This is a genomic window from Streptomyces sp. DS1-CR2 (genome assembly GCF_055760475.1).
Window position 1 is genome coordinate 4879486 of sequence record NZ_CM147085.1, and the last position, 18941, is coordinate 4898426.

At 68.3% G+C, this 18941-nt stretch carries 16 protein-coding genes and 6 pseudogenes; 9 read left to right on the top strand and 13 right to left on the bottom strand.

What is annotated here, in order from left to right; genetic code table 11:
* The first annotated feature begins 52 nt into the window (after positions 1-52).
* Together ACY0PA_RS23420 and ACY0PA_RS23425 are read left to right on the top strand one after the other, a co-directional pair.
* A complete protein-coding gene (locus ACY0PA_RS23420; protein ID WP_473079668.1) occupies positions 53-1186 on the top strand; it encodes an LCP family protein in 1134 nt (377 codons plus the stop codon).
* A 48-nt stretch (positions 1187-1234) separates the two neighbouring features.
* Positions 1235-1642, top strand: a complete 408-nt coding sequence (locus tag ACY0PA_RS23425) for a rodlin (protein WP_473079669.1) — start codon at positions 1235-1237, stop codon at positions 1640-1642.
* A gap of 520 nt (positions 1643-2162) precedes the next feature.
* On the opposite strand, the pseudogene ACY0PA_RS23430 reads toward ACY0PA_RS23425, so the two are convergent.
* The 5 genes and pseudogenes from ACY0PA_RS23430 to ACY0PA_RS23450 form a co-directional block, all read right to left on the bottom strand.
* Positions 2163-2420, bottom strand: a pseudogene (locus tag ACY0PA_RS23430) (ATP-binding cassette domain-containing protein); the annotation flags it as partial.
* Between the two features lie 692 nt (positions 2421-3112).
* A pseudogene (locus ACY0PA_RS23435) lies at positions 3113-3294 on the bottom strand (ACR3 family arsenite efflux transporter); the annotation flags it as partial.
* 47 nt (positions 3295-3341) lie between these two features.
* A complete protein-coding gene (locus tag ACY0PA_RS23440; protein WP_473079670.1) occupies positions 3342-4319 on the bottom strand; it encodes a thiopeptide-type bacteriocin biosynthesis protein in 978 nt (325 codons plus the stop codon).
* Positions 4320-4384: 65 nt separating this feature from the next.
* On the bottom strand, positions 4385-5230 hold the full coding sequence (locus ACY0PA_RS23445) for a hypothetical protein (protein ID WP_473079671.1): 846 nt from the start codon (positions 5228-5230) through the stop codon (positions 4385-4387).
* A 694-nt stretch (positions 5231-5924) separates the two neighbouring features.
* A pseudogene (locus tag ACY0PA_RS23450) lies at positions 5925-6555 on the bottom strand (ISAzo13 family transposase); the annotation flags it as partial.
* Between ACY0PA_RS23450 and ACY0PA_RS23455 the strand changes: the two are divergent.
* The 3 genes and pseudogenes from ACY0PA_RS23455 to ACY0PA_RS23465 form a co-directional block, all read left to right on the top strand.
* Positions 6520-6906 (top strand): annotated as a pseudogene (locus tag ACY0PA_RS23455) (transposase); the annotation flags it as partial. The pseudogenes ACY0PA_RS23450 and ACY0PA_RS23455 sit on opposite strands and share 36 nt — an antisense overlap.
* Before the next feature lie 1624 nt (positions 6907-8530).
* On the top strand, positions 8531-9670 hold the full coding sequence (locus tag ACY0PA_RS23460; RefSeq protein WP_473079672.1) for a glycosyltransferase: 1140 nt from the start codon (positions 8531-8533) through the stop codon (positions 9668-9670).
* A 6-nt stretch (positions 9671-9676) separates the two neighbouring features.
* Positions 9677-9754: pseudogene (locus ACY0PA_RS23465) on the top strand (dihydrofolate reductase family protein); the annotation flags it as partial.
* A gap of 54 nt (positions 9755-9808) precedes the next feature.
* Here ACY0PA_RS23465 and ACY0PA_RS23470 read toward each other — a convergent pair.
* Both ACY0PA_RS23470 and ACY0PA_RS23475 read right to left on the bottom strand, forming a co-directional pair.
* Positions 9809-10537, bottom strand: coding sequence for a transposase (locus ACY0PA_RS23470; RefSeq protein ID WP_473079673.1), 729 nt, complete (start codon positions 10535-10537; stop codon positions 9809-9811).
* A 178-nt stretch (positions 10538-10715) separates the two neighbouring features.
* Positions 10716-11183 carry a hypothetical protein gene (locus ACY0PA_RS23475; RefSeq protein WP_473079674.1) on the bottom strand — a complete coding sequence of 156 codons (468 nt, stop codon included), beginning with the start codon at positions 11181-11183 and terminating at the stop codon, positions 10716-10718.
* A 37-nt stretch (positions 11184-11220) separates the two neighbouring features.
* Between ACY0PA_RS23475 and ACY0PA_RS23480 the strand changes: the two genes are divergently transcribed.
* The gene (locus ACY0PA_RS23480; protein WP_473079675.1) at positions 11221-11907 is read left to right on the top strand and encodes a class I SAM-dependent methyltransferase; all 687 of its coding nucleotides are present in this window, start codon (positions 11221-11223) and stop codon (positions 11905-11907) included.
* A gap of 343 nt (positions 11908-12250) precedes the next feature.
* Entirely contained in the window at positions 12251-12574 is a 324-nt protein-coding gene (locus ACY0PA_RS23485) for a hypothetical protein (RefSeq protein ID WP_473079676.1), read from the top strand.
* A gap of 122 nt (positions 12575-12696) precedes the next feature.
* Here the strand turns inward: ACY0PA_RS23485 and ACY0PA_RS23490 are convergent, their stop codons facing one another.
* From ACY0PA_RS23490 to ACY0PA_RS23510, 5 genes are all read right to left on the bottom strand, one after another.
* Positions 12697-14121 (bottom strand): FG-GAP-like repeat-containing protein, encoded by a 1425-nt coding sequence (locus ACY0PA_RS23490; RefSeq protein WP_473079677.1) that lies wholly within the window; start codon positions 14119-14121, stop codon positions 12697-12699.
* 611 nt (positions 14122-14732) lie between these two features.
* Positions 14733-15005: a hypothetical protein gene (locus ACY0PA_RS23495; protein ID WP_141303074.1), complete on the bottom strand. Its 273-nt coding sequence runs from the start codon at positions 15003-15005 to the stop codon at positions 14733-14735.
* 38 nt (positions 15006-15043) lie between these two features.
* Positions 15044-15310, bottom strand: a complete 267-nt coding sequence (locus tag ACY0PA_RS23500) for a hypothetical protein (protein WP_473079678.1) — start codon at positions 15308-15310, stop codon at positions 15044-15046.
* A 101-nt stretch (positions 15311-15411) separates the two neighbouring features.
* On the bottom strand, positions 15412-15621 hold the full coding sequence (locus tag ACY0PA_RS23505) for a hypothetical protein (protein WP_473079679.1): 210 nt from the start codon (positions 15619-15621) through the stop codon (positions 15412-15414).
* A gap of 4 nt (positions 15622-15625) precedes the next feature.
* Positions 15626-16171 (bottom strand): DUF5994 family protein, encoded by a 546-nt coding sequence (locus tag ACY0PA_RS23510; RefSeq protein ID WP_473079680.1) that lies wholly within the window; start codon positions 16169-16171, stop codon positions 15626-15628.
* Between the two features lie 269 nt (positions 16172-16440).
* Between ACY0PA_RS23510 and ACY0PA_RS23515 the strand changes: the two genes are divergently transcribed.
* The gene (locus tag ACY0PA_RS23515; protein ID WP_473079681.1) at positions 16441-16935 is read left to right on the top strand and encodes a DUF5994 family protein; all 495 of its coding nucleotides are present in this window, start codon (positions 16441-16443) and stop codon (positions 16933-16935) included.
* Positions 16936-17007: 72 nt separating this feature from the next.
* Here ACY0PA_RS23515 and ACY0PA_RS23520 read toward each other — a convergent pair whose 3' ends face one another.
* The gene (locus ACY0PA_RS23520) at positions 17008-18207 is read right to left on the bottom strand and encodes a PP2C family protein-serine/threonine phosphatase (protein WP_473079682.1); all 1200 of its coding nucleotides are present in this window, start codon (positions 18205-18207) and stop codon (positions 17008-17010) included.
* 207 nt (positions 18208-18414) lie between these two features.
* Between ACY0PA_RS23520 and ACY0PA_RS23525 the strand changes: the two are divergent.
* Positions 18415-18762 (top strand): annotated as a pseudogene (locus ACY0PA_RS23525) (aldo/keto reductase); the annotation flags it as partial.
* Positions 18763-18941 lie beyond the last annotated feature (179 nt).

Genomic DNA, 18941 nt, shown 5'->3' on the forward strand with positions numbered 1-18941 from the left:
TGGCTGGCATACGGTGCCGTCAGATCAGTCCCTCTGGTGCGGAGCGAATCAGGTGACGGAACGCCCTTCACGAATCAGCCGTCTGAGAAATGCCCGCCTGGGCGCGGCCCCCCTGGGTGTACTTCTCGCTACGGCGGTTTCCGCGGCGGCTAATTCTGTTTCCGCGCTGCCGGGCAGGATTCAGCGGGTCGATGTGTTCTGCGCCGCCGTGAACCGGCCTGCTGAGGGCCCCGGCACACATATTCTGCTCATGGGGACGGATGGCCGGGACACCATTTCGAGCCGGGAGAAGAAGAAGTTCCACGCCGGTGGCATCGCCTGCGGCTGCACCGATTCGCTGAAGCTGATCCATGTCTCGCAGCGGCGTGACCACGCCAGCGTGGTCAGCCTCCTCAGGAACTCGTTGGCGCAGATCCCCGCGCACCGGGACCCGGGCACCGGGGAGCAGTTCCCCGCCCACCCCGCGAAGATCAACGCGGCCTTCGCGGAGGGCGGTCCCGCTCTCTCGGTCCGCACGGTGGAGGCCATGACGAACCTCAGGGTCGACCACTATCCGCAGATCGACTTCAGGCGGTTCATCGACAGCGTGAAAGCGGTCGAGGGGGTAGACGTCTGCACCCCAAGGCGGCTGCCCGACTCTGCCACCAAGCTCGACCTCCGGCCCGGCCGGCACCGCCTCGGGGGCGGTGAGGCCTTGCAGTACGTCCGCTCGCGCCATGTGGACGCAAGCGCCGACCTGGGGCGGATCCAGCGCCGGCACCGTTTCCTGATCAGCGTCATGCACAGACTCGCCACCGGCGGGATCCTCGCCGATCCGGGCAGGGCGGTCGGCCTGGCGCGGAAGGTGCTCGGTGTCACGAAGGTCGACCAGGGGTTCACGCCGGAGGAGCTCGTCTGTCTCAGCAGCGACCTCAGCCGGCTGCCCGCCGCGCAGACCGAGTTCACCGTCGTGCCCATCGCCGGGTTCAACCCGGTCATCGAAGGCGTCGGCACGACGCTGGAGTGGGACGAGGCGGCGGCGGAGAAGACGTTCGTCACGCTCAGCCAGGACCGGACCCTCCCCGCCGGCCCCCGTGCATCAGGGTCGAAACGGCGGTGCGCGGGAACACGCCGGCCTGTTCCTCACTGTAAGTGCGCTGGGCCAATCGGGTTGCACCGCGAAACCGCATCAGCCCGGCTCAGTTGATGACCATGCGGCTCCGTGACCGGAGCCCGCCGATTGAAGGGATTCACCATGAAGAACCTGTGGGCAACCGCGGCCATCGCTGTCTCCGTCGCTGGTATGTCGGCAGTCGCCGCCCCCCAGGCCCTCGCCGTCGGGGACGACACGGGCACCACGTCGAACAGCGGCAACAACGCCCAGCAGTCGTTCGGCAACTCCTCGACGTACGGCAGCATGAGCCCGCAGCTCGGGCTCGTCCAGGGCTCGCTGAACAAGCCCTGCGTCGGCCTGCCGGCCAAGGCCAACGTCGGTTCGCTGGTTGGCGTCGTGCCGGTCTCCGTGCAGGACATCCCGGTCCTGTCGGCCCCGCAGAACCAGCAGTGTGTCGAGAACTCCACGCAGGCCAAGGGCGACGAGCCGCTCTCGCACATCCTGAGCGACATCCCGGTCCTGTCCGCCAACGGCGACAGCAACGGCTAGTAGCCATGGAAGCGGGGGCAACCGGATTCCGGTTGCCCCCGCTTTTTGCTTACCGGCTTCGCTAGCTCACCGACGGCAGAAGCCCCGTCACCGGGGCCACCAGGTCGGTGACCTGGTGCAGCTCGTTCAGCCGGTTCAGGCCGCCGAGCTGCTCGTTCACCGTGGGGATCTCGGCCCTGTGCTCGACCGGAATGCCGCTGGTGGTGAGGTCGTCGAGGCTGATCGGCTTCATGTTGCCGAGGGGACCTACGGGAGCGGCCTCGGCAGAGGGCATGGCGAGAGCCGAGGCGCCGGCGGCCAGAGTGACCGCGGCGAGAACATGTCGTGTGGAGATCATGCCTTCAGCAACGGCCGTCGGGCGCCGGGGGAAACGGGCGCGACGGCCCGGCCACCCGAGAGGCGTACCGAAGTCGTACGGAATCGCCCGTCCCGGGGCGGGCGATCGGGCGCGTGGCAGATCTGTACGCCACCGGCCTTCCCGCACACGGGCCAGGGGCGGGACATGGGGGAGGCTGGACTGGGCGTACTGACCCGTGAGCCCGATCGGCCCCCGCACCCGTACGGGTTCCTTCACCACGTCGAACCCGCCGACCGTGGCGCGCCCGGCGTCGGGCCGCATCAGCGTGGACAGGATCCGCACGGTGGTGGTCTTGCCGGCGCCGTTCGGCCCCGAGGACGGCGATCAGCTTCCGGCGGGCACCTCCAGGTCGACCCCGTCCAGCGCGACCATGCCCCCGTACCGCTTGACGAGCCCTTCGGCCCGGATGACGTATGACATCGCCTCTGCCTCCGTCTTCCTGTTCTCTGTCGGTTTGCTGTCGTCGTTCACGATGACTACGACGATGCCGAGCGCCGCTGGCAGACGGCGAACAGGCGGTTGAGAGGGACTGACGGGACCTGTCAGGGGCTGACGGGGAGGTTCGAGGAGGGGCGGCCGTGCGCCGGATGTACTCGGTACTCGGACACAGGTGAGTATCAGCGCTCTGGGCGGTCATGGCGTGGGCCGAAACACTTGGCCCATGGACACGAATGAGCGACTGCCGAAGCGAACGTTCCACCCTTTGGCGACCATCGCGCTGGCCGGGGTGGCACTGGCGGCGTGGGCCGGCTGGCTGGGCTGGGACCAGCAGCGTGACGTGCACCCCGACGGCTCGACGACCGGCCCGTACGAGGCGTGGCAGGTGATCGGACTCGTACTGACCCTGCTGCCACCGGTGTACTGGGCGGCATCCCGGCGCTACGCCGCAGCCGCGGTGCTCGGCCCGACGGCCGGTCTCACGGTGGCCGCCTACGTGGACTGGTCGGACGACGCGAGCGGCCTCTTCGTGATCGGCGTGGGTCTCGTCATGGTGGCGAGCCTGGTCGTGACCTCGGCGCTCTCCGCGGTGATCGCTGCGTTGGCCCGGGGGCCGGGAGGGCCGCCGCTGGTTAGCGTGCTGGTGAGGACCTTGGGTGCCTCAGCGGAGACGTCGATGCCGATCTCGCGAGCGTGGTGGCGCGCGGGTGATCGAGGCCGACTGCCTTGCCGAGGGCCAGGGACCGGCCCACATGACGGCGAAGTACACCAGCAGCGCAATGCTGGCGACGTCCAGCGGCCGGGAAGCGATCGCGTCGCCCTGGAGGGCGAAGAGCACGACGACGGTGAACGGCAACCGAGGCCGTCCGCTCTCACGGGCCCGACGTGTGCGTCGCCGAGTGGTCAGTCCCTGAGGAACGTCTCGCGTGCCGCTCGTGCCCAGATGCCTTGTTGGCGCGGGGTGAAGCCCATGCGGTTCCACTGGTAGAGGACGTGCCGGGCCAGGATGCCGCGTGTGCCGACCCCGAGCAGTCCTGCGTTCGCAGCGCGTGCGAGGGCCTTGCCGCCGTGCTGCATTCCGGCCGCCCAGTCCGCGTACGGCGCGAGCTGGTCGGTGTTCGTGTGGGCGTGGTCGGCATCCGTCGTCAGAAGGTCGTGGAGCGTGCTGGCCATGGCGGTGACACGGTCCACCGGAACGTCATCGGGCAGGGGCCGTTCCGCCTCGACGCGCGCCCATACGTCGCCCTGGTCGCTCCACTCCTGGCCGGCGGCGCGGAGGAAGTGGCTGATGACGAGAAGCGAGGTTGTCCTGGCGTCGGGTACTCCTGTGTCGGCCGCACTCGTTCGGTGCAGGTAGTCGAGGGCGCCGACGCTGTCGATATGGAACAAGTCGTGGGCGATCCTGATGCCCTCCAGGCCGCCGAATTCCGCGGTCTTCGGTTCGTACAGCGTTGACTGCCAGCGCCTGACCACGCCCCACGACACCGCACTGTCGAGAGCGCCGACGAGGTGCTCCGACAGTTCCTCGGCTGTGGCCTCTCGGCCGGGAGTGACTCGGAGGCACCAGCAGGGGTACTTGCGGATGAACCACCAGGATCCGACCATCCCCATGTCAGTCGCCTGCCGCAAGGGCGGCAGGAGGTAGGTGAGGAAGGTGAGTTCGGCGGTCGGGTAGTCGGCGAACTCGATGTTCACCTGCTGCCACCCCGACGGATCCGGCCGTGTGGTGAGGGCCGCGCGTCCGGCCGCGCGGTACCGCTCGGCGGCCCCGGCGAGATGCTCGGGGGAAGAGCGCGCCCAGTCGGCGGCCTCCACGAGCGGGGTACCGGTGAGGACGGCCAGTACGGCCTGCTCGGTCGTGCTGCTGTCGTGCAGGTCCATCCGAGTCCCTCCGATTCGGCGGTCAGATGATGGCGAGGTAGGCGTCCCAGCCGTGCCCACGCACGTCATGGAGCTGGGGCGCTGGTATCCACGCCCCGCGTGGCTGCGCCAGTGAGGTCTTCGTCAGAGGCGATGGGTAGGGGGAAGGGCCTCAGCCGGTGTCGGGGCATCGACCTTCGGGGGGCGCGTGTCAGGGTGATCTGGCGGACGGCTTGCTGGAAGCAAGCCAGAGAAGCGAGTCCCGGCAAAGCGGCCGCAGCGGTGTCGAGGAAGGTTTTCGGCGCCTGGACGACACACAAAAAGATCGCGATCGATGAAAAGAGGAGGACCACACACCACGAATGCACGGCGCGGCGCTGATGCAGTGCGGCCCGAAGGATGGAGAGTGACGCCACCAGCCAAGGCCCGTACACCAGCAGGGGCCACCACGCGACGATGCCGCCCCGTACGCGGGACGCAGCTACGACGTGCAGGGGATCGCAGGCGACCACTCCGCTGAGAAAACCCACCGCGGAGGCGATGACCGCCGCCAGCGCGGTAACGAGATAGCTGGTGATTTGGAGCGCGCTCAGTCGCTTGCGCTGACGAACCTTACGGTGACCAGGAGGAATACCCTGAACCGGCGGAAGTTCCGCCGTGATTTCCTGGAGGTTCCCCAGGGGCGTGCCAGGGGCCGGGTTGGTGACGGATTCCTCGTCCCGGGTCGCGGGGGTTCTCGGGACCTGCTCCTCCAGGGCTTCCTGGAGCATCCAGGCCAGTTCTTCCGCCGGATCCCAGGCCCCGTCCGGTGGCACCAGAGGCGCCGAGAAAACCTCGGTCGGGGCCCGGTGCCGGCCACTGCCCGTCTCGTTGCGCATCCCCAGGTCATCGGCGGAGCGCACTCGGTGTTGATCGATTCCTTCGTCGTGCATGACGCGGCCTGATTATTCCGATCCATGGGAATCGCATCGACCTTCGGATTTAATCCATAGTTGAGTGAGGTCAGCTTCTAGCGTCCTCATTACGTCCAGGAATTCCCGCAGAATGGAGTCAGCGGCCTTAGGTTCAACAGGAGGCTCGCCCATGGCGCGAGTCTCGTTCGCGGCGGATGATGAGCGCATGGGGGAGGGGCCGTATGTGCAGGGTCCCAGCGTCACCCGACTGGCGGCTACGCCCTCCCGCTCCTGATCCGCGAGGAGCCGAGGGCGCACTTCCCTGTCTTCCTTATTCATATCCCGACTAACGTCGCCCCTCTTCGACAGATGCGCGGCAAACGGGTGAAGGGATGCCTGGATAATGATTCAATCTAGGGGCCATTCAGGCTCCATATATCCCTGTACGAAAAACGTGTTGCAGCTCCTGGTGCTTGGCCTCGATCGTTCGTGACGCGTGACGGTCTGCCGACGGAGACGGCAGACCGTCACGCGTTCCGTGGCTGCTGGCGGGCAGGCCGGTAGCCCGGCTGACGTGTCGGGTGGGCGCGCCGGGTTCCACTGCTCCGGAGACGATGGTGCTGTTCGCAGCGACGGGAAAGGTCACGACCCGCGGGAGTGGTGCATCGACGGTCACTCGGGGATCTCGATTTGACGCTGTGCGGTCCTACCTTGTTCGTCGTGGGTTGGACGGGCCCGCCTCGGCGGCGAAGTCCGCGAGCTCGGCCTTCCATAACCGGTAGCGGCAGCTGTTGGAGCCGCCTGAGTCGGCGGCGATCAGGAGCCGGCTCGCGTTCGGGTAGTCGTGGCGACCACGGGCTCGCCACCAGCCGCGGATCGAAGCAACGGCGAAGGCCGAGGTGTTGTGATCGACACCGACGTGTACCCAGCCGCGGTCGGCTGTCATGTCGTAGACGCCGAAATGGATCGCGTGCGGGACGTCTGGTCCGGTGAAGAAGAAGCTGTGGTCCTCGACCTCGACCGGGTCGCCTTTGGGTCGCCACTGTCGTCCGGCGTTGGGCAGGTGGCCGAGTTGTTCCTTCTTCTTCGCATCGATGCTGATCACCGACTGCCCGGCTGCCCGGCCGCCTGGTGTGCTTTGACCTGCTCGTTAATGGAGCGGAACTGGGCGTCCCGGTCGGGGTGTTGTTTCCCTCAAGGGGCAGGGGATCCCCGTCGGCCTCCAGCTCGAACACCCCGTTGCGGACAGTCGTCTCGCTGACTTGAGCCGCCCGTACTCCGCCGTACCCCAACAGTCGGGCCTCCTGGGCAAGTACCAGCCGCTGCTGCCCGACACCGACGCCGTCCAGGCCCAGATGCGGCACGTCCTCGACGCGCTGGAGGCCAAGTTCCCCAAGGCAGCAGCCCACTTGGACGCCGCTCAGCACGAACTGCTCGCGTTCACCGCGTTCCCACGCGAGATCTGGCGACAGATCTGGTCGAACAATCCCCAGGAACGGCTCAACAAGGAAATCCGGCGCCGCACCGACGTGGTCGGCATCTTCCCCGACCGCACCGCCGTGATCCGGCTCGTCGGCGCGGTGCTGGCCGAGCAGAACGACGAATGGACCGAGGCCCGCCGCTACATGGGACTCGACCTACTCGCCAAGACCCGCCTCCACCCGGTCGAGCCAGAAACCGACGACACCACCCTGCCCACCGAACTCACCGCCTAGCGTCAAATCGAGATCCCCGAGTGACCGTCGATGCACCACTCCCGCGGGACGTGACAGGCCACCTCGGATCCGGCGGCTCCAGCTGCCCGAAGGGCTCGCAGCCTTACCTTCTCGCAACGACGTCGGGCGGTGCCTGCGCGTCATCACTAACTCCGCGTCATCACTAACTCCGCGTCACCTACGTGCTCACGGGCGACTAAACCCTGCAGATCGGCCACGACGCCGAAACTGTGAGTGTGGCCAACGACGAACCGCAGAGCCGGTAGCCCCGGCACGGAGCTTGCCCAAGTTGAGGGCGGGTACGGGCCAACCTACGCTGGTGCGAGTGGGTGAGTGAAATAACCCACGCTCGGCCAGCGTCCATCCATGTTGCCTGCCACGGCGGTCCTTTCGGAACCGGTGACCTGTCTCGAACCGGTGACCTGTCTCCTTGCCTGGCCGCGGCACTACTCCGGCTTTCTCAGCCAGGCTCGTCGACGCAGCGCACAAGCCTCGACATCCATTGGGTGCCGGCAAAGGAGAGTTTCATGCGAGGGAAAACAGCACTGAGCGCTGCCGTGATGACTGCGGTAGTCGGAGGAACGGCTGTCGGCATAGTGGAGCCGGCTTCCGCAGCCCCGAATCAGTCATGCCAGGTCGCTGGGGGGACCCTGACGGGCGAGGGTTTCGCTCCCAACGGAACATTCACCGTTTCGCCCGGAGGGGTGAGCGTGCCCTCCTCTTCTGACGGCCGTATCGGACCGACGGCTGTCACAGGCGCAGGGCCTTTCTCCGTAGGCTCCGCGTCCTGCGCGGGAGGAGGGGATTCCACAGGAGGTGCAGCTGGGGCGTCCGCTGTCGTGGCAGCCGGTACGAGCGCAGCGCAAGCGGCCATACGTGGAGGCGCCTCCCCCGCGCAGGCGAGGGCGCAGGGCACAGCCGCTGCACAAGCCAAGGCGCAGAGCCTCGGTCTGCCGGCAACGGTGGTCAACCAGACAATCAACCAAATCAACCAAATAATTGGTTCAACAATCAACGGGCCAGTCTGTCAGGGCAATCAGGTGGGTAACGCAAACATGACATGCGGTACTCCCACGGGCGGGACTGCGACGGGCGGTACTCCCACGGGCGGGACTGCGACGGGCGGTACTCCCACGGGCGGACTGCGACGGGCGGTACTCCCACGGGCGGGACTGCGACGGGCGGTACTCCCACGGGCGGGACTGCGACGGGCGGTACTCCCACGGGCGGGACTGCGACGGGCGGTACTCCCACGGGCGGGACTGCGACGGGCGGTACTCCCACGGGCGGGACTGCGACGGGCGGTACTCCCACGGGCGGGACTGCGACGGGCGGTACTCCCACGGGCGGGACTGCGACGGGCGGTACTCCCACGGGCGGGACTGCGACCGGCGGCACTCCCACCGGCGGGACTGCGACCGGCGGGACTGAGACGGGCGGTACTCCCACCGGCGGGACTGAGATGGGCGGGACTCCCACGGGCGGGACTGCAACAGTCGGGACCCCCACAGGCGGTATGTGAAACAGGAATGACTCGGGGGCCGTCGCCCGGGTCTGCGTCGGATCGCGCAGGCCCGGGCCAGGCTCCTCGTAACCAGCGCGCTCAGCCCGACAGGGAGCAGCGATGATTGTGCAGCCGTCCCTTTGCCTATGCATGATCGTAAAGAATGAGTCCGCCACCATCGAACGCTGTCTCGCGTCGGTCCGTGATCTCATCACCACTTGGGTGATCTCCGACACCGGGTCCACGGACGGCACGCAGAAGATCATTCGCAACGCACTCAGGGGCATCCCTGGCGAGCTCCACGAGGAGCCATGGGTCGATTTCGGTCAGAACCGCAGCCTGAACATCAGTCACGCTCGCGGGAAGGCCGATTACTTGCTCCTGCTCGATGCCGACCATGAGATCCGGCAGGACGATGCGCTGCCGCCGCTGACGGCTGACGCCTACATGTTGCGGCATGAAGGTGCTTTCGAGTACTGGATCAGGCGGTTGGTCAGGGGGGACATTGCCTGGCGCTACGAGGGTGTCACCCACGAATACCTCACCACCGACGGGCCGGCCGATCAGTCGAAACTCGACGCTCTGGTCATCGTGGACCATGCCGACGGAGGATCGCGTCACGACAAGTCCGAGCGTGACGCACGTCTGCTGAGCGCCGAACTCAAGCGAGACCCAGACAACCCCCGCACTGTCTTCTACCTGGCTCAGACCATGCGAGACATGGGCAGGAAGGAAGAGGCCATCGCCCTGTTCGAGGGTCGCGCCGCCATGGGTGGCTGGCCGGAAGAGGTCTACTTCTCGCAGTTCCAGGCCGGTGTCCTCAAGGCCGAGACGGGCGACTGGCCAGGCGCCATGGATGCGCTTGTGCACGCCTGGGAGACACGGCCCCAGCGGCTGGAAGCCTGCTACCAACTGTGCTCAAGGCTGCGTGCCATGGGCCACTACCGGGCCGCACATGCCTTCGCCTCCGCCGGTCTCAACCGGCCTGTTCCGGACGACCTGCTGTTCGTCAGCCCCTGGGTGTACCGATGGGGGATGCTCTTCGAGTTCTCGATCACTGCGTACTGCGTCGGGGACTGGGCGGGCTCCTACCAGGCATGCGACCGGCTCCTGGCCATGCCTGATCTGCCTGAGGACATTCGCGAGCAAACGCTTGCCAACCGCGAGTTCCCCGCCCAGCACCTCTCCAAGGTGTGGGCGTCCTTTTGGTCGATGGCACGCAGCTGCGGGAGCCTGGGCGGGCGTGAAGTTCCCCTCTGACTTTCATACGGCGACGATGGTTTCGGCCGGTTCATCACCGAGGTCTTCGACCGCGCGGGCGCCTTCCTGCTCGGCCGCCGCACGGACCGTACGGAAAGTGAGCTGCCCCGAGTTTCGTAGCGGCCGGTTTGTGTGTTTTCAGGCGGCGTTCGGGGTCGCCAGGGAACGGTGGTAGGTGGCCTCGAATCCCTCGGGTGGGAGGTAGTCGAGGGCGGAGTGCGGCCGCTCGGTGTTGTGCCAGCCGACCCACTCGACGACGGCGTGTTCGACATCACCTCCCCGAGGAAGCCGGTCATAGCGGAGCGGGCGGCCGTAGCGGTCGGCCCAGTCAGCGGCGACGAGAGTGGCCAACCACTCTTCGCCGTGGGCCATCAGCTCTTCGAGAGCAACCCGCAAGGTCTCGGCGACCAGTTCACCCCGGTTGAGGCGGCGTACTGCCGCAGGCACGTGGGTTGAGTCGGTGTGGATCCGGCCGCGGCGTTTGACCAGCCCAGCGGCCGCAAGACGTTCGACCATCACTGCCAGCAGCCGGTCCGCGCGGTCCCCTTCGGCCAGACGGTCGCGGAACTCGCTCAGTACCGAGAAGTCGAAACCAGCGTCATACAGCTCCAGGCCGAGGCAGTACTTCCAGTCCAGACGGCACCGGGTGGCCTCCGCCGCCTGACAATCGGTCAAGTTCTCCGTGTACTGCAGCACCGACACCAGCGCGAGCCGGGCTGGCGACAAGTCCCGGCGCCCGTCCGCCGGATACCAGGCAGCGAAGTCCTCGTCGACGGACAACTCGTCCAGGCGATCCCGCATCCACATCGCCGCGGTGCCCCGCGGATTGCTCGCCCGGGCCATCTTCACGGTCAGCGGCGGAACCACCCGACCCGAAACACACCCCATTGCCATCCCGGCCCCTCCGACCGGCAGAACCGCCCCGCTCGACAACAGCAGCACACCGCCGCGACCACGAACAGCAGGACGGAGGTGAGTATCGGGCCGGCCGAGTCGAAGGCGGAGTGGACGTCTGTCGTGGCGGTGATCTGCCGGAGCTGTCGGCTCACGGGGCCACCTCGCAGATGTCGGCGCCCAGGCCGCCGGGATACAGGGAGGCAATGGCTCGCGGCGATCGGCCGGTGGGCTGGGCGTCCTGGGCCTGGACGGCGAGGGTGTAGTCCTCGGCGTCGGCGGGCACGCCGAGCCCCCGCAGCGCGTTGACCAGGGGAGCGATGGCGTCGCTGCGAACGCCGAGGATGTGTGCGTTGCCGCCGCTCACCGCGACCGCGCAGGCCGGTGTGCCTGCCTCGATCTTGTCGCCGGGCACCCTCCAGGCGAGGGTGTCGTCGGAGACGGACCGAGGCGGCTGGAGCGTGAGGACGGTCTCGCTGATCCGGCCCTCCCACTCGGCGATCTTCAACGCCTTGACGACGCTGAGCACTTCGGGCGACAGGTTCGGTTGCCCCAGACGCAGCGGCCGTCCGACGGCGACCGCAGCATGCCAGGATCGGTCGTCCGAGGCCCCCGCCACAGGGCGGAACGGACACCTACGTGACACCAGGACGGGCATGCAGCACGACCACGACCATGACCACGGCCACGGCCACGACCTCGCCACCGCGCAACAGCACCACTGGCAGCACACGTACACCGCCCACCCGGGCATGTACGGCGAACAGCCCTCCGCGCCCGCCGCACACGCGGCCGAGGTGTTCCGTGCGGCCGGGGCCGAGAAGGTGCTGGAGCTGGGCGCCGGTCACGGCCGGGACGCCCTGTACTTGGCCCGCGAAGGCTTCACCGTCCAGGCCACCGACTTCAGCCCCGTGGGGCTGGGCCAACTCCAGGACGCGGCCCGGTCCCAGGGGGTGGCCGAGCGGGTGACCGCCGCGGTGCACGACGTGCGTGAACCACTACCGCTCGCGGACGCCTCCGTCGACGCGGTCTTCGCACACATGCTGCTGTGCATGGCCCTGTCGACGGACGAGATCCACGCCCTGGTCGCCGAGACCGGCCGGGTACTGCGACCGGGCGGCACCTTCGTCTACACGGTCCGCCACACAGGCGACGCCCACTACGGCACCGGCACGCCCCACGGCGACGACATCTACGAACACGCCGGTTTCGCAGTGCACTTCTTCCCCCGCACCCTGGTCGACACCGTGGCGGACGGCTGGTACCTGAAGGAGGTCCACGCTTTCGAGGAGGGCGCCCTCCCCCGCCGCCTGTGGCGCGTGACCCAAACCCTGCCCCGATAACCGCAGTCCCGAGACCGGCGCGGAACACCACGGCCCTGCCCGCCCCGCCCGCCCGACACGGCTGAGAGCCCTTCACGGGCGCGTGTCCTTTCCACGGTGTCGCCCGAGGGCGGATGCCGTGTGCTGTCCCTGCCGCCGCCGGTGACGTAGTCCCGCTGCGTGGACTTTGGCTGCCGTCACGGTGTGTTGACCTGCCGGTCCTGTGCTTATCTGTTCAGCTGCCCGGGGGCCGCGGAAGCCTGAACGGCCTCTCGATCCGGCACTTCCCCGCGCGCCCACCCGGCTGAGAAGGGTGACGGCGCAGGGCGGATGCACCTTTCAGCCTCAAGGAGACGGACACCACATGTCGGCACACGTCAAGGCCCGCTACGGGCACATGACTTCAGGTCGCGAACGACGCACCTTGCTGCGGATGCTGGCTTTGACGGTTGTGGTCGCGATGGCATGTCTCGCTGGTCCCCTGCTGATGGCCACGCCTGCGCACGCACAGACCGAATGCGGCACAGCCTCCGGCGACGGCACCGCGGGAATCACCGCCCGGACCAGCGGCGCCGCCGTCACCTTCGCCGCCGGCGCAAGCACCGCAGCCGCTCGGCCGACTCCGGCTTTCTCCTCCACGGGCGCTCCTCTCACCTGCGCCGACGCGACACCCACCATCGTGGTCTGACCTGGTGTTCCAGCTGTGTCGGGGTGGCGGGATTTGAAACCCTGACCTCATTCGTCCCGAACAAGGTCAGGGCACTGCGTGGAGCCCACTGGTCCGCGCCCGGTCAGAGACGCTCGCCCGGCTCAGTCGAGCAGGCTCTCCCCGAGCCGTGATCCGCTCGCGAGGCCGAAGTCGGTGGAGCTGAGGGACTTGGAACCGGAACCGGTGGGGCCAGATGAAGTGCCCGGCAGGGTCCACAGGCCTCCGCTGCGGTTGTTCTCGAAGGAGGCGGTCACCGCCAGGTCGGCCTTGCCGTTGTTGTTGTAATCGGCGATCCGGACCTGGGCGCCGAAGAGGTCGTCGGTCTCGGCGACGCCCGGAACGCCGGTGGTGTCCTGGGAAATGCGTACGACTCCGGACTGCGAGACACCGGAGGCGGAGCCGCGGAACACTGTCACGTCGCCGGCGTTCTTGAGGTTGCCGAGCCATTCGCCGTTGGCGCCGACCACCAGTTCGGCCTTGCCGTCGCCGGTGATGTCACCGATCGCCACCGAGGATCCCCAGTTGTCGCCGTCCTCGTCGGCGCCGGGCACACCGGTGCTGTTCTGATGCAGGGTCGTCGGGTCGCCGAAGCCCGTCCGGCTGCCGTACCGGACGGTCACGTAGCCGGAGCCGTTGCTCGGGTCGTCGACGGAGTAGGAGCCGGGCCAGGTGAGGGAGGTGGCCATGTCGTCGAAGCCGTCGCCGTTGATGTCGCCGAGGGCGACCGCGGTGCCGCCTTCGTCCACGCGCTGAATCCGGTTCGGACGGCCTTCCTGGCCCGTGTAGATGTCGGTGCCCGGGCGTCCGGTGCCGGGGTCGCCGGTCACGGCCAGGTCATCCTTGCCGTCTCCGTTGACGTCGCCGACGGCCGCCTCCCAATTGAGGAGCTGGGCACCCGGGACCGTCATGGTGTAGGCGGGGGTTGTCTGGCTCTCCCGGGAGTTGCCGCCCTTGTACATGACGACCGCGTCCGGCTCGATCACGGCGAGATCCGCGCCGCTGTCACCGGTGAAGTCCCCCACCGCCACGTCCAGGCCGTGACTCTGCCACTGGTGTGGGTTGTCCACCGTGGTCGTGGTGCTGCTGGTGAACGGCTTGGCACCGCCCCAGAGGATGGTCACGCTGCCTTGGCCTTCGTAGCTGCCTACATCCTCACCGTCGGCGCCCACGACCAGGTCCGCGTATCCGTCCGAGTCCAGGTCTCCGCCGGCGATCGACATACCGAAGTGGTCACCCTCTTCCGGTGTGCCCGGCACCCCCGCGGAACTCTGGGTGAGTACGACCTTCTGAGTGGTCAGGCCGGTGGCTGACCCGAGAGCCACGACCACACCGCCCGCAGCCGACGCACCGTTGATGGACTTGTACGGCGCGCCGATCGCGATATCCCGGTGTCCGTCGCCATTGAAGTCGTCGGCGTATTTGGCAGGGGCGGCGGACGCCGGTGTCGCGGTGACAGCGGTGAACAGGCCACCGGTCAGCGCAGTTACGGTCGCGGCGGCGACAGCCGTGCGGAATGGCAGGGGCATGACGATCTTCTCCTTGGAGCGGTGCCGGACGGTGCCGTAGACGACTCAAGGGGTTGAAGGGTTGTACGAGACTGGCCGTTCGGTTGCGCAGATGCGGGCGGACCTGCTCGCCAGCCTGACGGCGGAGTGGGAAGCGTCGCTCGATGCGCGGCTGGCGAGGTCGACCACGTCTCCGGTGGCGGTGCTCGATGGCCTCTTGCGGGAGCGGTTGAGGGCACGTCCGTAGAGCCCGTTCGGGAGAGAAATTCCAAGATCTTCTCTCAGATTGCTCCCAGGACTACCCGCACAAGCAGAAAGACCCCCTGCACTCAAGCGAGTGCAGGGGGTCTGACCTGGTGTTTCAGCTGTCGGGGTGGCGGGATTTGAACCCACGACCTCTTCGTCCCGAATGAGGTTCGGGTGGGATCCTGACCCGACGGTTTGCCATTTCGCCTGGTCGCAACGTGGGTGTGCGGCGGGTTCGGGCGGTGTCGCAGGGGCTTGGGGAGCAAGTCGGCTCCCAGATGGCTCCCAGGTGGGACATACCTACGGTGCCAACCGAGGGATCGTTCAATTTGTACAACTGCGGGCCGGACAGGCTGGGAGACAGAGCGGCCATCGGGCAGTCCGGCTCAGCCGCGTTCTTCCTCTTCGGCCTCCATGCGGCGGATTCCCTGGTGGGTGAGGGAGACCATCGCGGGTGTGTTGCCCGGTTCCCAGTCGACGGTGATCAGGTCCTCGCCGGCGAGGTAGGTACAGGCGGCGGCCAGGTCTTCCTCCGGGATGCGCAGGTCGTTTCGTAGCTTCCGCCCCGGGACTCCGAGGAGACGGTTTCCTTCGGTGGCTTCGTAGAGGGCGGTCAGGACCCGTTCGCGGTAGACCTGTCGCTCGCGGAGTGTCGCCATGATCGAGTCCTTTGGTTGATGCGAACACCCGCTGCTGCTCAGACTTCGTCGACGTGGGTGCCGGTGCGAGCGGACGGTCTGCTGGTGCTGAGCCAGGAGTGGGCGGGTTCCGCGGCGGTTTCGGTGTCGACGGTGAGGTTGAGCCGGGTGCCGCCTTCGGGGACGGGGTAGCTGCGCTGTTCCGTCCCGGCGAAGGAGCGGCGGATGACTTCGGCGACGGCGCGGGCGGCTTCGGGGGTGGCGGCGACGATGCGGATCTCGGCGTGTCCGGCCGGGGGCAGGGTCGCGGTGTCGGTGGGGTACAAGGGGCTGGTCCCTTCACGGGCGAGTGAGAGGCCGGCGGGTGGGTTGTCCCGGTGTCGGTGCCCCACCCGCGGCCTTCGGTCGGAGGAGTGGTCTGGGGTGGTCAGGGCCAGGTGCCCGTGACCCGGCGGCTGGAGGCTTGCCCGGTCGGCGTGGGGTGGCTGTGGCCGGGGGGCCGGCGAATGGCCGGGAAGGGGGCGCTGAAGTGGTGGGCCGCGATGCGTGCGTCGTGCTGGGTGTTGAGCCGGTGGATCAGGCGCGTGCCGAGCGCGATCAGCAGGGCGACTGCCGCGAGCGCGATCAGGGTCTCCATGGCGTCACCTCCGCGGGTTCCCGGGCAGCGGGATCATCCGCGCGCCGACGACCGGGTGCCGGAGCGGCGCCAGGAAGGACCCGCCGCCGGTCTCCCAGGCGTCCTCGCTGCTTCGGGCGTCCCACATACGGCGGCCGGTCGCGGCCTCGTCGGACATCAGGACACCAGCGGTGAGGACGCTGCCGGGGATGGCGGCGGCGGTCATGAGCCGGGCGGCTGCGGCGGGTTCGGTCTCGGGTGGGATCACCAGCAGGTCGTAGCGGCCGACGGTGTAGGAGAGCAGGATCACCTTGTCGGGATCCTGTTCGGTGAACCAGCCGACGTGCACGGTGTGCCCGGTGGCGGGAACCTTGTGGGGGACGACGGGCCAGCGGGTGGGGTTCACCGTGACGTGTGTGATGCGTCCGTAGCGCTGCTCCAACGCGTCGACCAGGGGAGGGAGTTCGGCGGCCAGGTCACGCGAGCGAGGCCACCAGGCGCCGTCCAAGAGGCCGGCGAGAGTGGTCTTTGGCGTCAGCGACAGGCGCGCCGAAAGTGTGGGTGCGGTCATGATCGCGGACCCGTCTCCGGGCCGCCCTGCAGGGCGGCCCAGTGTCTTGATCGCCGGAAACGACGTCCGCGTGGGAGCGGGTGCTCGAGTTACTCCCGGTAAGTTCAGCCTACTCCGCCCCGTGGCCAGGCGGGCCGTTCTGACCAGGTGATTTCCCGCAGGGAGCACCGCCCGGCCGATGACCGCAGGCACGCGGAGTACCGTGAGACCACGGCGGTATCTCGTCGGCCATGAGGTGTCGGCGGCCCCGCGCAGGCAGGCGGACCACCATGGCCGAATCCGACACTCCCACCCCTCGGAAGCTCCTTCCGGACGAGATCCACCGAGCGGTGAGTCCCGGCACGGCCCTGCTCCGGATGCAGACGACTCACTCCCGCGAAGGCGTCCTCGACGGAGCCTGGTGGCCCCGCTCCCGGGACGTCGCGACGGAGCTGCCCGACCTGATCCGGGCGCTCACCACGCACCTCGGCGCCATCACGCGCGTCGGCCTGGACACGGACGCCTGGGACGAGGTCCCGACTCGTGTGGTCGTAGACGACCGGGTCGTGCACCTCGACTCCTTCCCCGTCGGCGACGACACTGTCCTCATCACTCGTGGCGACAACGACCTCTTCGCCCTGTTGGTGGTCCCGCCGCACACCGAGGCGGATGCCGCTCGCGAGGCGATGGCCCGGGCGGTCGAGGCCGACAACGCCGCCCAGGCCGCAGAGATCCTTCTCGCCACGCTTCCCGAACCGGCGACCGAGGGCGACGAGTCGGCGTGATCCGGACAGCGCAGCCTCTTCCGCCCTGCGCGCCGCCGTGCCCGTACCGGCACCTCACGGCACGTCCCTCCGTCATCCGCGCCACTCGACCAGGACGAGCGTGGCATCGTCCGAAGTGGCTTCGCCGCGTGCCCGCTTGAGCGTGTGGGAAAGATCCCGCGCCACGGCGCGGACCGCCCGGTCCACCGCCTCCAGCTGGTTCACCCAGTCGATCAGCTGGCCCTCGCCGAACTGTTCCTGCCCGCTTCCGTGTTCCTCGACCAGCCCGTCGGTGAAGCAGAGGACGCGATCCCCCGGTTCGAGCGTCACTCCGCTGACCTGCGGCTGTGCTCCTCCGAAGCCGACAGGCAGGGTCGTGGGGCTGTCCAGGCGGTGAACGACGCGGTGCCTGCGGATCAGCATGGGAGCGGGGTGCCCGGCGTTGACCCACTGGAGGCGGCCGGTGTTCGTGTCCAGCCGCATCATCTGCGCGGTCACGAAGTGGTCGGGCGCGAACTGCTCGGCCACGGCCCGGTCCATGAAGAGGTAGATCTCGGACAGTTCGACGCTGATCCGGCGGGCGTGCCGGTACGCGCCGATGGCCACCGTGGCCATCGTGGCCGCGTCCAGGCCGTGGCCCATGGCGTCGATCATGGCGAGGTGGAAGGTGTCTCCGTTCAGGGCGTAGTCGAAGCTGTCGCCCGCCACGTCGTAGGCGGGCTCCAGAACGCCGGCGAGGGCGACGCGCGGCGTCACCATCGACAGAGGCGGCAGCAGCGACCACTGGATCTCGGCGGCGACGCTCATCGGTTCGCTGCGGCGGGTGCGGGAGAAGAGGTCGGTCTGGCCGTTCTTGGTCTGCATCATGTCGGCGATCAGACCGGCGATCCTGCGCAGGAGGCGGCGGTCGTCGTCATCGACGGCGTCCAGGGTGACGGCCAGGACGCCCGACTGGTCGCCCCTGTCCGGCAACGGCAGCAGGACCCGTACGCCGTCGGGCAGCGCGAGTTCGACCGGGCGCGAGGTGAGGAAACACCGGCCGGCTTCGGAGCGGTCGATGGACTGCGGTTCGCCGCCTGCCAGCCCTTCGCCCGGCAGGGGGACCAGGCTCTGTTGCCCGTAGTCCTGGAGCAGGATCTGCGGATTCCGTCCCCCCAGCCGGGCCACCGTGTCGGCGAGGACCGGCCCGACGAGATGAGGTGGCAGCTCGTGGGCATGGTCCAGCAGCCCGCCCAGCAGCCCCTCGCCGAAGCTCTCCGACCGATCCGGATCCCCGGGCGATGCGACGGTCATCCCGCTCCCTCCCGCAGGTCGGCGGACGGGCTGTGTAGCGCCTACGCTGCTTCTGCAGTCCGGCCCGTACGGGGCGGACGCCGCTCAGGGGCCGGCGCCGACCGGTGTCCGGCAGAAGGGCAGCCGGGCCCGCTACCGGCGGTCTCGTCATCAGGATGCGCCTCGTCGGCAGGGCACGCCACACGGGTGTTGCGTGAGGCCGGTACCTACCAGGCCCTGATGCGCGAGCACGGGGTGCAGATCCAGTCCTGGGGCGGCTTCGCCGAGGGCAAGAACGACCTGTTCACCAACCCGCTGCTCGCCGAGATCGGCAAGGAGTACGGCAAGTCGGTCGCGCAGGTCGTGCTGCGCCGGCTGACCCAGCGCGACGTCATCGCCATCCCCAAGTCGGTCCGCGCCGAGCGCATGGCCGAGAACATCGACGTCTTCGACTTCCGGCTCACCGACGAGCAGATGGCCCGGATCGCCATCCTGGACACCGGCAGCTCCCTGTTCTTCGACCACCACGACCCGGAGATCGTCACCTGGCTCGCCAAGCGCCGCCTCGACGCCTGACCGCTCCCGCTCTGACGGGCCTCGAACGTTTCCACGGGCTGTGGTTGCGGCGGTACAGTCCGGCAAGGTCGGATCGGTGACCAGGGGAGGGCCGGCGTGCTGGAGATTGTGGCACTGAGCGCACTGACTGCTTTTCTCACTGCTGCAGGGAACGGCGCTGCAGGGGAGATGGGCAAGCA

What these genes read in the sequence shown, in the direction of transcription:
- ACY0PA_RS23520 (WP_473079682.1), bottom strand. Translation starts at nt 18,207, where the DNA reads ATGACCGTCGCATCGCCCGGGGATCCGGATCGGTCGGAGAGCTTCGGC.
- ACY0PA_RS23480 (WP_473079675.1), top strand. Translation starts at nt 11,221, where the DNA reads ATGCAGCACGACCACGACCATGACCACGGCCACGGCCACGACCTCGCC.
- ACY0PA_RS23440 (WP_473079670.1), bottom strand. Translation starts at nt 4,319, where the DNA reads ATGGACCTGCACGACAGCAGCACGACCGAGCAGGCCGTACTGGCCGTC.
- ACY0PA_RS23505 (WP_473079679.1), bottom strand. Translation starts at nt 15,621, where the DNA reads ATGGAGACCCTGATCGCGCTCGCGGCAGTCGCCCTGCTGATCGCGCTC.
- ACY0PA_RS23510 (WP_473079680.1), bottom strand. Translation starts at nt 16,171, where the DNA reads ATGACCGCACCCACACTTTCGGCGCGCCTGTCGCTGACGCCAAAGACC.
- ACY0PA_RS23495 (WP_141303074.1), bottom strand. Translation starts at nt 15,005, where the DNA reads ATGGCGACACTCCGCGAGCGACAGGTCTACCGCGAACGGGTCCTGACC.
- ACY0PA_RS23460 (WP_473079672.1), top strand. Translation starts at nt 8,531, where the DNA reads ATGATTGTGCAGCCGTCCCTTTGCCTATGCATGATCGTAAAGAATGAG.
- ACY0PA_RS23445 (WP_473079671.1), bottom strand. Translation starts at nt 5,230, where the DNA reads ATGCACGACGAAGGAATCGATCAACACCGAGTGCGCTCCGCCGATGAC.
- ACY0PA_RS23515 (WP_473079681.1), top strand. Translation starts at nt 16,441, where the DNA reads ATGGCCGAATCCGACACTCCCACCCCTCGGAAGCTCCTTCCGGACGAG.
- ACY0PA_RS23490 (WP_473079677.1), bottom strand. Translation starts at nt 14,121, where the DNA reads ATGCCCCTGCCATTCCGCACGGCTGTCGCCGCCGCGACCGTAACTGCG.
- ACY0PA_RS23485 (WP_473079676.1), top strand. Translation starts at nt 12,251, where the DNA reads ATGTCGGCACACGTCAAGGCCCGCTACGGGCACATGACTTCAGGTCGC.
- ACY0PA_RS23425 (WP_473079669.1), top strand. Translation starts at nt 1,235, where the DNA reads ATGAAGAACCTGTGGGCAACCGCGGCCATCGCTGTCTCCGTCGCTGGT.